Here is a 12,274-nt window from a genome sequence, read left to right as displayed (position 1 = left end):
AGTTAAATAAGTCTCAGAGTTCGATTGTTTTTCCATCATCGCCTAAAATTACATTATTAAATATAGTTTCTGCCTCACTTTTAAAAGGTTCAATACTACCATAACGAGTAGAATAATGACCAACAATTAAAGTTTTGACATTGGCTAATTTAGCAATTTTTGCAGCTTGTATGGCTGTAGAATGCATCGTTTTTTCTGCTAAATGAGATTCGCTATCTAAAAAGGTCGTTTCATGATATAAAACATCTATATCTTGAATATCAGGAATCATCGCTTCATTATAAACCGTATCACTACAAAAAGCGTAAGATTTTTCAGGCTCAGGATCAAAAGTTAATTCATGGTTTGGAATTATAGATTCATCATCTAACTTGAAATCTCCCCCGTAAATTAATTTCTGATAGTAACAAGTGTCTATATTATATTTTTCGACAGCTTCAAGATTTAATTTTCTTTTAATATTTTTCTCTTGAAACAAATATCCATTAGCATATATTCGATGTTTTAAAGGAATCGTTTTAACCACAACTTTTTCATCTTCAAAAACAATTTCACTTTCCTCTGAGGTAAGTTCGTGAAAATATAAATTATATCCTGTAAATGATCCCGAAGCTCTAAGTTGAAGTAAGATAATTTCTTTTATTCCTTTTGGACCGTAAACATGTAAATCGTTTTCTCGATTTAAAAGCATAAAAGTTGAGATTAAACCAACTAAACCGTAAAAATGATCTCCGTGTAAATGTGAAATAAAGATATGATTAATCTTAGAAAACTTAATTTTATGTTTTCTTAATTGTACTTGAGTTCCTTCTCCACAATCAATTAAAAACATATGGTTTTTAATTTCAAGTACTTGAGCAGTAGGATTTGTTATAGTTCTTGGGGTTGCTGCATAGCAGCCTAATATTGTAAGTTTCATTTCAATTGATAGTTGATAATGAATAATTAACAATTATCAGAATTATCAATTTTTAATTATCAATTTTTAATTATTAAAATCCTAAATCGCGTTCAATTTCTTCCATTTCAATAATATCTTGAGCTTCTAAAACTGAAGGTACAATACTTAAATCTTGTGGAACATCATTAAAATCTATATCGTTTGCTACAATAACAAATGATTTTTTTCCTTTTTTATGATTTTTAGAAAGTGGTTTAAAATTTAATAAATCAGTTAATGAAACATTTTTATCATGTGTAACATCAAAAATTAAATTTTGGTCACTAAAGTTTTTAATTTCATTCGAAATAGTATTCAAAAATAAATTGAAATCTCCTTTAGTTTCTTTAATAATTGTAGTATGACCTTTCTTCTCTACTTTCATTATTGTTATGTTTTAGCAATGCTAATATACTAACTATCGCTGAATTTTACTAGCCAATAAATAAATTACTGCCATTCTAATTGCAACTCCGTTTTCAACTTGATTTAAAATAACTGATTGTTGTGAATCGGCAACATCTGAAGTAATTTCTACACCTCTATTTATAGGTCCTGGATGCATAATTATAACCTCTTTATCAAGGGAATTTAATAATTCTTTTGTTACACCATATTGCTGCGTATATTCTCTTGTTGATGGAAAATAATTAACATCTAAGCGTTCATTTTGTACGCGTAACATGTTAGCAACATCTGCCCATTCTAATGCTTTTCTTAAATTTGGTTCCACTTTTACACCTAACGATTCTATATATTTAGGAATTAAAGTTTTTGGTCCACAAACTCTTACTTCTGCACCTTGCATTTGTAAGGCAAAAATATTTGATAACGCTACTCTTGAGTGTAAAATATCGCCAACAATAACAATTTTCTTTCCTGCGACATCTCCTAATTTCTCGCGAATTGTAAAACTATCTAATAAAGCTTGAGTTGGATGTTCGTGTGCTCCGTCTCCAGCGTTAACAATTCTTGCATTTACATTTTGAGATAAAAAATGTGCTGCTCCTGGCGAACTATGACGCATAACTACCATATCTACTTTCATAGATAAAATGTTATTTACAGTATCAATAAGTGTTTCTCCTTTTTTTACGGAAGATTGTGCTGCAGAAAAGCTAATTACATCGGCCGATAATCTTTTTTGAGCCAATTCAAAAGAAAGTTTTGTTCTTGTACTGTTTTCAAAAAAAATGTTGGCAATTGTAATATCTCTTAATGAAGGAACTTTTTTAATGGGTCTATTAATAACTTCTTTAAAATGATCTGCTGTTTCAAAAATTAAATCAATATCTTCTTTATTAATATGTTTAATTCCTATTAGATGATTTACAGATAACTCTTTCATTTATTTTAGTTGTGTGTTGTTGTGTATTATTTTTCAATTAGTAAAACAGCATCTTCTCCATCATTTTCGAGCCATTTTACTAATACTTTTTCATTGTTTATAGCATCTACTTGCCTACCTCTATAATCTGGTTGAATAGGTAAATGTCTACTAAATCTTCTGTCAATTAAAGTTAAAAGTTCAATTTCAGATGGTCTTCCAAAAGATTGTATTGCCGTTAATGCCGAACGAATACTTCTTCCAGTGTATAAAACATCATCAATAAAAACCACTTTTTTATCTTCTACAATAAAATCAATTTCAGTTTTATTGGCTTCAAATGGTTTATCACTTCTTCTAAAATCGTCTCTAAAAAAAGTAATATCTAAAAAACCGAGTTTTAAATTTGAAATTTTGTAATCGTTTTCAAGAATTGTTGCCAATCTTTTTGCTAGAAAACTTCCTCTTGGTTGAATTCCAATTAAAATAGTTTCAGAAAAATCTAAATGATTTTCAATTAATTGACAAGCCAAACGATGTAGTATAATGTTTACTTCTTTTGCAGAAAGTAGTATTTTTTGACTCATAAAGTAAAGCGTTGTGTTTGGTGTGTAAATTTACAATAAAAATTTATTAACTTAAAGGAATTATTATAAATCTATAATCGATTTTATTTCTTGTCCTACATTAACTCTAATCCTTTAAACAAGTAGTAAATTTGTAATAGACATTTAAAGATTAAACTATGAAAACAAAAAATATAGAGTTAGTATTGGCTCCACCTGCTCCTCATTTTGTAGGCGATGGCTTTAGAGTACACAACTTCATTCCAAGCGCATATCACTTAGATATGGAACGAATGGATCCTTTTATCATGCTCGATTATAATTCTAAGCACTTTTTTTCGCCAACAGATATTCCCCGAGGAGTTGGTGTTCATCCGCATCGTGGTTTTGAAACCGTAACTATTGCTTATAACGGAAAAGTAGAACATCATGATAGCGCTGGTGGTGGCGGAATTATAGGTCAAGGAGATGTACAGTGGATGACTGCTGCTAGCGGCGTTTTACACAAAGAATTCCACGAAACCGAATGGGCAAAAGAAGGTGGTGTTTTTCAAATGGTACAATTGTGGGTAAATCTTCCGGCAAAAGACAAAATGAGTACACCAAAATATCAAGCGATTAAAAATGACCAAATGACAAAAGTAAATTTGGGTGAAAATGGCTTTGTTGAAATAATAGCTGGTGATTATAATGGAAATACAGGTCCAGCTACTACTTTTAGTCCTGTAAATATGATGAATGCAAAGCTTCATAAAGATGGAAAAGCAACATTTAATTTTCCTTCACATTACAATACTTGTTTAATTGTTATTGAAGGAAATGTAAAAGTTAACGATAATAATCTTGCTACTGACCATTTTGTTTTATTTGAAAATGAAGGCGAATTTTTTACAATTGAAGCAACTGAAGAAGCAATTGTTTTAGTATTAAGTGGAGAACCCTTAAATGAACCAATTGCTGCTCATGGTCCTTTTGTAATGAACACTCGTGAAGAAATAATTCAAGCGTTTAAAGACTTTAACCAAGGAAAATTTGGCTTTCTAGAAGATTAATCGAACCATTTAAAATGACAAAACTATGAAACCTGAATTTGAAAACATTATTCTTCATAAAAACCAAGACCAGAAACGCTTTGAACTAGAAGTAAACAATTTCATTGCTTTTATTGATTATAAAGAAACTGAAAATCATATTGCTTTGATTCATACTGAATCTCCCACTGAACTTGCGGGAACAGGAGCAGCTTCTGCTGTAGTCGAAAAAACTTTAGTTTACATTAAAGAATCTGGTAAAAAAGTATTACCTTATTGTCCGTTTGTGTTTGCTTATATCAAAAAACATCCGGAATGGAAAACAATTGTTGATGAACACTTTAATGGTTATGACCAACTTTAAATACAACTAGAAATGTCAAATATTGGATTAATTTTAGAAGAAAAAGCAGCAGACATTGGAAATTTCCTAGTAGGGCGATTATTGCCTTTTCGTGAAAAAGAAACGTAGGTCCGTTTGTTTTTATTGACCACATGGGACCAGCCGATTTGAAAGATTATCAAAATTTAGATGTGGCTCCACATCCACACATTGGACTTTCTACATTGACTTATTTATTAGAAGGTTCTATATTTCATCGCGATAGTTTAGGAAGTGCAGTTGAAATTACTCCGGGAGCTGTAAATTGGATGACTGCCGGAAAAGGCGTAGTACATTCGGAACGAACTCCAGAGTATTTACGACAAACCGATAAAAAACTTCATGGGTTGCAAATTTGGGTGGCTTTACCGAAACATTTAGAACAAAGCGAACCTACTTTTCAACATGTAGAAGCTAGTGAAATTCCAGTTTGGCAAAATGGAACGACTCATTTTAAATTGATTGCAGGAAAAGCTTTTGGTAAACAGTCACCTGTAAATGTTCATTCTGAATTATATTTCTTGGAAATAAAAAGTGAAGAAGCAGTAACGTTAAACATTGGCGAAAATTTGTATGGTGAAGTAGCCATGTATGTTTTAGAAGGAAATGTTTCTCTTGAAGGGAATGATTATGGAACCAAGCAATTATTGGTTGCCAAAAACTCGAAACTTTGCCAATTTAGCATGAGTAAAAACACAAAAGTTTACCTTTTTGGAGGAACACCTTTTGACGAAGAACATTTCATCTATTGGAACTTTGTAAATTCTGATAAAGAAATTATTGAACAAGCGAAAGAAAATTGGCAAAACCAAAATCACGAAGCTTTTCCTCTTGTTCCAGGAGATGAAGAAGAATATGTTCCGTTACCTATAAATCCATTTAGTAAAAAATAAAATTATATATGAAAATACTAGCTTTTGCAGGAAGTAGTTCTTCCACATCAATAAATCGTGAATTAGTAAAATTTGTTTTAAAATCGTTCCCAGAAGATGAAATCAATCTATTGGATTTAAATGATTTTGAAATGCCTATTTTCTCTGTTGACACAGAAAAAAAAGGATTTCCTGAGCAAGCACATCAATTTTTAGCAGAAATTGAAGCCAGCGATGTTATTATTTGCTCAATGGCAGAACACAATAGAAATTTTACAGTGGCTTTTAAGAACATATTTGATTGGTGTTCTAGAATTAATTCAAAAGTTTTTCAAGATAAAAAGATGTTTTTAATGAGTACATCGCCAGGCGGTTTTGGTGGTGGAAATTCAATGGCTATAGCTCAAAAAAATTTTCCAGATTGGGGAGCTATAATCATTGACAGTTTTTCGTTACCAAAATTCTACGAAAATTTTGATTTAGAAAATGGTGTTATCAATCCTGATTTATTAAAAGAATTAAACGATAAAATAGCCCATTTTAAACAACAAGTTCAATAAAACCTTATGGAAGCAACCGTAAAAGCCGTAATTAAACAAGAAAATTATTATACCGAAATTTCAGCTGGAAATCATACTATAATTGCTGACGAGCCTTTAGATTTAGGTGGAAAAGACAAAGGGTTTAATCCTATGGAATTGTTAGCAAGTGCTTTATCGGCCTGTACTTTAGCAACATTAAAAATGTACATGGATCGAAAAAATTGGACTGCTGAAAAAATTATTGTAGAAATTCACTTAGACAATATTCGCGAAACGAAAACTACTAATATAAATAGAAGCATAAGTTTCAAAAATCATAATTTAACAGATGAGCAACTTAAAAGATTGCATCAAATTGCAGAAGCTTGTCCGGTTCACAAAGCCCTAACAGGCGAAATTAATATCAATACAAAAATTGATTTATAAAAAAACTCCCGCTAATTGCGGGAGTTTTTGTTATTATGCATACATCGATTTACGAAGTTCTTTTACTTTAGGATCATCTAAATATTCATCAAATGTCATGTATCTATCGATAGCTCCATTTGGTGTTAATTCTAAAATACGATTACCAACAGTTTGCGCAAACTCGTGGTCATGTGTTGTAAATAAAACAGTTCCTTTAAAGTTTTTTAATGAGTTATTGAAAGCAGTAATAGACTCTAAGTCTAAGTGGTTTGTAGGCTCATCTAACATTAAAACATTCGCTCTCATCATCATCATACGCGATGTCATACAACGCACTTTTTCACCTCCAGATAAAACGTTACATTTCTTTAAAGCTTCTTCTCCAGAAAAAATCATTTTTCCTAAAAAGCCTCTAATATTTACTTCTTCTCTTTCTTCTTCAGTTTTTGCCCACTGACGTAACCAATCTACTAAGTTTAAATCTTTAGATTCAAAAAATTCATGGTTATCAACTGGTAAATAAGATTGTGTAGTAGTTACACCCCAATCGAATTTTCCTGAATCGGGTTTCATTTTATCATTTAAAATTTGATAAAAAGCTGTTGTTGCTCTCGAATCTTTTGAGAAAACTACAACTTTATCTCCTTTTGCTAAATTTAAATCAACATTTTTGAATAGAACTTCACCATCAATTGAAGCACTCAAATCTTGAATATTTAAAATTTGGTCACCCGCTTCACGTTCTTGTTCAAAAATAATAGCTGGATATCTTCTGCTTGAAGGCTTAATATCATCAACTTTTAATTTTTCTAACATCTTTTTACGAGAAGTAGCTTGTTTTGACTTTGCTACGTTCGCACTAAAACGACGGATAAACTCTTCTAATTCAGCTTTTTTCTCTTCAGCTTTCTTATTTTGTTGTGCTTTTTGACGCGCAGCTAATTGCGAAGATTCGTACCAGAAAGTATAGTTACCCGAGAAATGTGTAATTTTTCCAAAGTCAATATCAGAAATGTGCGTACAAACTGCATCTAAAAAGTGACGGTCGTGAGATACTACCAATACAGTATTTTCGTAGTTTGCTAAGAAATTTTCTAACCACCCGATTGTTTCAAAATCTAGGTCGTTAGTTGGCTCATCCATAATTAAAACATCTGGATTTCCAAACAAAGCTTGTGCTAATAACACACGCACTTTAAGTTTACCATCCATTTCACCCATCAAAGTATAATGAAACTCCTCACCAATTCCTAAGTTTGATAATAATGTTGCGGCATCACTTTCTGCATTCCAACCGTTCATTTCATCAAACTGAATTTGTAATTCCCCTATTCTATCAGCATTTTCATCAGTATAATCAAGGTATAAAGCATCCATTTCTGCTTTAATCTTATGTAATACTTTATTTCCCATCATTACAGTTTCTAAAACTGTATGTTCATCAAATAAGTTGTGATTCTGATTTAAAACCGACATACGTTTTCCCGGCTCTAGAATTACTTGACCAGAAGTTGCTTCAAAATCTCCAGATAAAATCTTTAAAAATGTAGATTTTCCAGCACCATTAGCACCTATAATCCCATAACAATTGCCTTGAGTAAAAGTAACATTTACTTCATCAAACAAAACTCTCTTTCCAAACTGTACGGATAAATTAGAAACTGTAAGCATTTTAGTTTTTTTTATTAAAATTGTTGCAAAAGTAGAAAAAATAGTGCAGTTTTGAAGCTATTATTTAGAATTATTATAGGTTTATTTTAACTGTCTATTAACAAGCCCTTTAAATATTAACCAATACATTTGTTTTAAGAAATTCAAATCTATTACATGCTTAAAAATTACCTACTTAATTTTTTGCCAGTTTATGCTCTGTCGTTTTTTTCATTAACTTCTTGTGAAAAAGTTTTTGAACCCGATGGTTATGAGGCATATTTTGGTGGAGAAATAATTAATCCTCAAAGCAAAGAAATCTTATTTTTAAAAAATGGAGTTGTAATTGATACGATTAAACTTGATGAAAATAATAGATTTTTACACAAATTTGATTCGCTAGCTCCTGGCTTATATACTTTTCAACACGCACCCGAATATCAATATATCTTTTTTGATAAAAACGATAGTATAATGATTCGTTTAAATACTAATGATTTTGATAATTCGTTAGCATTTTGCGGTCGTGGAGACGAAAAAAATAATTTTTTGATTGACCAATTTCTTAAAAACGAAAAAGAGAAAATCAACTTTTTGAAATATTAGATAAAGATTTTAAAACATTTAATTCTACAATTGAATCTGATTATAGATCTAGAACAGCCGATTATTTAAAAAGAAGAGCCGAAATTGGTTGGAGTGAAGATTTTGATGCTGTAGCAAAATCAGGTGTAGATTTAAACTATTATTATAAAAAAGAATTATATCCGTTTGTTCATCAATATAAAACAGGTGAAGAAGTTTATAAAGAATTACCAAATAATTTTTACAGTTACAGAACTTCGTTAAACTTTAACAACGAAAATTTAGCCAATTTTTCACCATTTATTAAATATGTAACATCACTTCTGAATAACAAATCTTTTGTAAAAAATCATTACAAAATTGATGAGTTATCATTAGAAAATAGTATTTACAAATTAAATTTAACCGATTCTTTAATTTCTAATCCAATTATTAAAAATATAGTTTTAAACAACGTTGCTTACATGTATTTACTTGAAGAGCAAAATATGTTTAATAATAAGAAATTTATTGATCGTTATTTAGAATTATCTACTGATAAAGAACAACAAAAAGAAGTTAAAAGTATTTATGACGCTGTTCAAAATTTGAAAGTTGGTAACAAACTTCCAGAAGTTGAAATCGTTGATAAAAATTCAGAAAAAGTAGATTTACAATCTATAACAGATAATAAACTTACCGTTATTTTCTTTTGGAGTTCATATGCTGAATCTCATTTAGAAGGCGTACACAAAAAAGCAAAATTATACAAAGAAAAATATCCTAATGTAAACTTTGTAGGTATTAATATTAACGATGCTAGTGAAAACTGGAAAAGAGCTTTAAAAGATTACAATTTTGGAAATATAAAAGAATTGAGATCTACGAATTTTTCAGACATTAAACACAAATGGGTTATCACAAAATTACATAGAACTATCATTTTAAATCCTGATGGAACTATTAAAAATGCATTTGTTAATTTGTTTGACGTTAACTTTGAAAAAGATTTGAAATAACATTTTCAGAAAAAAGATAAATAAAAAAGGGATGTCTTTGACATCCCTTTTTTTATATGTTGTATTTAATTATTGATTTCCTTTAGCGTAATCTGCTAAGAATTGAGCTAAACCACTATCAGTTAAAGGATGTTTTAATAATCCTAAAATTGATGATAAAGGTCCAGTCATTACATCTGCACCAATTTTAGCACAGTTAACTACGTGCATTGTATGACGAACTGAAGCTGCTAAAATTTGAGTATTAAAAGCATAGTTATCATAAATTAAACGAATTTCCTCGATTAAATTTAAACCATCAGTTGAAATATCATCTAATCTTCCTAAGAATGGAGAAACATAAGTTGCTCCAGCTTTAGCAGCCAACAAAGCTTGACCTGAAGAAAAAACTAAAGTAACATTAGTTCTAATTCCTTTATCAGAGAAATATTTACAAGCTTTAATTCCTTCTTTAGTCATAGGAATTTTAACCACAATTTGTTCGTGTAATTCTGCTAACTCCTCACCTTCTTTAATCATTCCTTCATAATCAGTAGCAATAACTTCTGCACTTACATCACCATCAACAATATTACAAATATCTACATAGTGTTTTAAGATATTATTTTTACCTGTAATACCTTCTTTAGCCATTAAAGACGGATTTGTTGTTACTCCATCTAATACTCCTAAAGCTTGTGCTTCTTTAATTTGCTCTAAATTAGCTGTGTCAATAAAAAATTTCATACAAATACTAGTTTATTTTTTGTGTTGTTTTATGAGTGCAAAAGTAAGAAATCAAATTCAATTATAGATATTCTATTTTCTATTCTCTTTTCTCAATTTTCTTATAACTTATAATGATTCATCAATAGTTTTTCATAAACCGTGTCGGGTAAAATTCTCTTTAAAACAATTGAGAATTTTTGCATAAAAGCTCCAACTTTATAATGTACTTTTGGGTTTTGAGACTCTATTACTTTAAAAATTGCTTCAGCCATTTGATTTGGATTACTACCAGCATCAACATGTTCATTCATCATTTCAAGAGTGGTTCCATAAGTTTTTTCATAAGCCGAACCTTTAACTAATGGCGCATGATAACGACCCGCAGCAATATTAGTAGCAAAATCTCCAGGTGCCACATTTACAATATGAATTCCAAATGGTTTTACTTCCATACGAATTCCTTCAGTAATTAATTCTAATGCTCCTTTAGAAGCCGAATAAACACTTCTAAAAGGTAACCCCATATAACCAGCAATTGAAGTAATATTAATTATTAAACCTACTTTTTGTTGGCGCATAGAAGGTAAAACAGCTTTCATTACTTCGATTGGTCCAAATAAATTGGTTTCGAAATTATTTTTGATTTCTTCTAATGGAATTTCTTCTAAAGGACCTGTAATGCCAACTCCTGCATTATTAACTAAAACATCAATTTTTCCTTCTTTATCTAAAACAGTTTGAATTGCAGTTTGAATACTTGCTACATTTCTTACATCTAGAGCAACTAATTCGATACTTGATTGTTTTACATTTTCAGGATTTCTACTAGTACCATAAACTTTAAAGCCTTTAACTAATAAAAATTCTCCTATTGCTTTTCCAATTCCAGATGAAGCTCCTGTTATAAAAACTACTTTACTCATATAAAAGTTTATTTGCGAAGGTAACAAAAAGGCATAAAAAAAGCCCTTAGTGGGCTAACAAAAAATGGCAAGCGACCTACATCGCACCGCTACAACCGCTTACCCTTGCTGCGTTCCCACCCTGGGGGATTCTGCAGGAGCTGGTCGTGTAGGACTTGCCGGTGCAAATATACAATCTTTTTATATTTTTGCAAGGCAATTGTAACTTTAAAAATTCGTTGTATATTGTACTAGTAAATAAAAAATATTATGCTTAACCCTAAATTACTAGCATTCATAACTTTAGCTATTATTACTAATGCTTGTGATGGCGATAAAAAAAATTTAAACGATAGTTTTTCTATAGATACTTCTAACTTAAAACAAGTATATACTACAAATGAAGGTTTAGATTTATCTGTAAAAAATCTTAAAAATGTTACTATTGATTCGATAGTTTACTATATAAATGAAAATAGAATTGGTAAATCATTAGATAAGTTACATTACGATTTTACTAATGAAAAATTAGGTCCTAAAAAGGTAAAAGCTAAAATTTATACAACTGATGGTGATGCTGAAGTTGAAACAAATTTAACTATTGCTTCTAGTATTGAACCAAAATTGTTAAAGTACAAAATCATCAACACCTATCCTCATGATATTCATGCTTATACACAAGGTTTTGAGTTTCACAACGATATTTTATTTGAAGGAACTGGAAACGGAGCAGGCTCAGGAACCGGTGTTAGAGATACTTCTAGTATTAGAAAAACAGACTATAAAACTGGTAAAATACTTAAAAAGCACATACTCGCACAACAATATTTTGGCGAAGGTATTACTATTTTAAATAATAAATTGTACCAACTTACTTGGCAAAATAATGAAGGCTATGTATATGATGTTGAAACATTTGAAAAATTAAAAACCTTCAAATATTTTAAAGACATGCAAGGTTGGGGATTAACAAACGACGGTTCTAAACTTTACATGAGTGAAGGTTCTGAAAAAATATATGTTCTTGATCCAGAAACTTTAAAAGAAGTAGATTATATTAATGTTTATACTCAGCATGCAAAAATTGAAGCTTTAAATGAATTAGAATGGATTGATGGTAAAATTTGGGCTAACGTTTACGGTAGAGATGCTATTGCTATTATTAATACCAAAGGAGAAGTTGAAAGTATTATCAATTTAAGCGATTTAAGAAGTAAAGTTACGCAGCATCCTGATATTGATGTTTTGAATGGTATTGCTTATAATCCTAAAACCAAAACTATTTTTGTTACTGGTAAAAATTGGGATAAAACATTTGAAATTGTAATTGAAGAATAACAAAAAATCCGACCAAATGGTCGGA

Annotated in this window: 14 protein-coding genes, 1 other RNA gene and 1 pseudogene; 8 read left to right on the top strand and 8 right to left on the bottom strand. The window is 30.2% G+C overall.

Features of this window, described 5'->3' with window-relative positions:
- Positions 1-13: 13 nt before the first annotated feature.
- The 4 genes from GCU34_RS03430 to pyrR form a co-directional block, all read right to left on the bottom strand.
- A complete protein-coding gene (locus GCU34_RS03430; protein WP_072786007.1) occupies positions 14-919 on the bottom strand; it encodes a ribonuclease Z in 906 nt (301 codons plus the stop codon).
- A 73-nt stretch (positions 920-992) separates the two neighbouring features.
- Positions 993-1,325: a ribonuclease Z gene (locus GCU34_RS03425; RefSeq protein WP_072786006.1), complete on the bottom strand. Its 333-nt coding sequence runs from the start codon at positions 1,323-1,325 to the stop codon at positions 993-995.
- Positions 1,326-1,358: 33 nt separating this feature from the next.
- A complete protein-coding gene (locus GCU34_RS03420; protein WP_072786004.1) occupies positions 1,359-2,288 on the bottom strand; it encodes an aspartate carbamoyltransferase catalytic subunit in 930 nt (309 codons plus the stop codon).
- Between the two features lie 26 nt (positions 2,289-2,314).
- A complete protein-coding gene (gene pyrR / locus GCU34_RS03415; RefSeq protein WP_072786002.1) occupies positions 2,315-2,854 on the bottom strand; it encodes a bifunctional pyr operon transcriptional regulator/uracil phosphoribosyltransferase PyrR in 540 nt (179 codons plus the stop codon).
- Positions 2,855-3,012: 158 nt separating this feature from the next.
- Between pyrR and GCU34_RS03410 the strand changes: the two genes are divergently transcribed.
- The 5 genes and pseudogenes from GCU34_RS03410 to GCU34_RS03390 all read left to right on the top strand — a co-directional run bounded on the left by GCU34_RS03410 (position 3,013) and on the right by GCU34_RS03390 (position 6,086).
- Entirely contained in the window at positions 3,013-3,885 is an 873-nt protein-coding gene (locus GCU34_RS03410; RefSeq protein WP_072786000.1) for a pirin family protein, read from the top strand.
- Positions 3,886-3,910: 25 nt separating this feature from the next.
- Positions 3,911-4,228 carry a GNAT family N-acetyltransferase gene (locus GCU34_RS03405; protein WP_072785999.1) on the top strand — a complete coding sequence of 106 codons (318 nt, stop codon included), beginning with the start codon at positions 3,911-3,913 and terminating at the stop codon, positions 4,226-4,228.
- 12 nt (positions 4,229-4,240) lie between these two features.
- A pseudogene (locus tag GCU34_RS03400) lies at positions 4,241-5,139 on the top strand (pirin family protein).
- Positions 5,140-5,147: 8 nt separating this feature from the next.
- A complete protein-coding gene (locus tag GCU34_RS03395) occupies positions 5,148-5,678 on the top strand; it encodes an NADPH-dependent FMN reductase (protein ID WP_072785996.1) in 531 nt (176 codons plus the stop codon).
- A gap of 6 nt (positions 5,679-5,684) precedes the next feature.
- Entirely contained in the window at positions 5,685-6,086 is a 402-nt protein-coding gene (locus GCU34_RS03390; protein WP_072785994.1) for an OsmC family protein, read from the top strand.
- A 33-nt stretch (positions 6,087-6,119) separates the two neighbouring features.
- On the opposite strand, the gene GCU34_RS03385 is transcribed toward GCU34_RS03390, so the two are convergent.
- Positions 6,120-7,739, bottom strand: coding sequence for an ABC-F family ATP-binding cassette domain-containing protein (locus GCU34_RS03385; RefSeq protein ID WP_072785992.1), 1,620 nt, complete (start codon positions 7,737-7,739; stop codon positions 6,120-6,122).
- 156 nt (positions 7,740-7,895) lie between these two features.
- Here GCU34_RS03385 and GCU34_RS13805 point away from each other — a divergent pair, with 156 nt between their 5' ends.
- Entirely contained in the window at positions 7,896-8,324 is a 429-nt protein-coding gene (locus GCU34_RS13805; RefSeq protein WP_227658724.1) for a hypothetical protein, read from the top strand.
- Positions 8,325-8,767: 443 nt separating this feature from the next.
- Complete coding sequence (locus tag GCU34_RS13800; protein ID WP_227658723.1) at positions 8,768-9,301, top strand: TlpA family protein disulfide reductase; 534 nt, start codon at positions 8,768-8,770, stop codon at positions 9,299-9,301.
- Positions 9,302-9,370: 69 nt separating this feature from the next.
- Here the strand turns inward: GCU34_RS13800 and fsa are convergent, their stop codons facing one another.
- The 3 genes from fsa to ffs form a co-directional block, all read right to left on the bottom strand.
- Entirely contained in the window at positions 9,371-10,027 is a 657-nt protein-coding gene (gene fsa / locus GCU34_RS03375; protein ID WP_072785988.1) for a fructose-6-phosphate aldolase, read from the bottom strand.
- Between the two features lie 101 nt (positions 10,028-10,128).
- Complete coding sequence (locus GCU34_RS03370) at positions 10,129-10,932, bottom strand: SDR family oxidoreductase (protein WP_072785986.1); 804 nt, start codon at positions 10,930-10,932, stop codon at positions 10,129-10,131.
- A gap of 62 nt (positions 10,933-10,994) precedes the next feature.
- An RNA gene (gene ffs / locus GCU34_RS03365) (signal recognition particle sRNA small type) lies at positions 10,995-11,093 on the bottom strand.
- 88 nt (positions 11,094-11,181) lie between these two features.
- Between ffs and GCU34_RS03360 the strand changes: the two genes are divergently transcribed.
- Entirely contained in the window at positions 11,182-12,249 is a 1,068-nt protein-coding gene (locus GCU34_RS03360) for a glutaminyl-peptide cyclotransferase (protein ID WP_072785984.1), read from the top strand.
- Positions 12,250-12,274: the final 25 nt, after the last annotated feature.

The sequence above is a fragment of the Flavobacterium haoranii genome (assembly GCF_009363055.1).
In the GTDB taxonomy this organism is placed as follows: Bacteria; Bacteroidota; Bacteroidia; order Flavobacteriales; family Flavobacteriaceae; genus Flavobacterium; species Flavobacterium haoranii.
The sequence above is the reverse complement of the archived record's forward strand: the minus strand, read 5'-3'. Positions and strand labels throughout refer to the sequence as shown.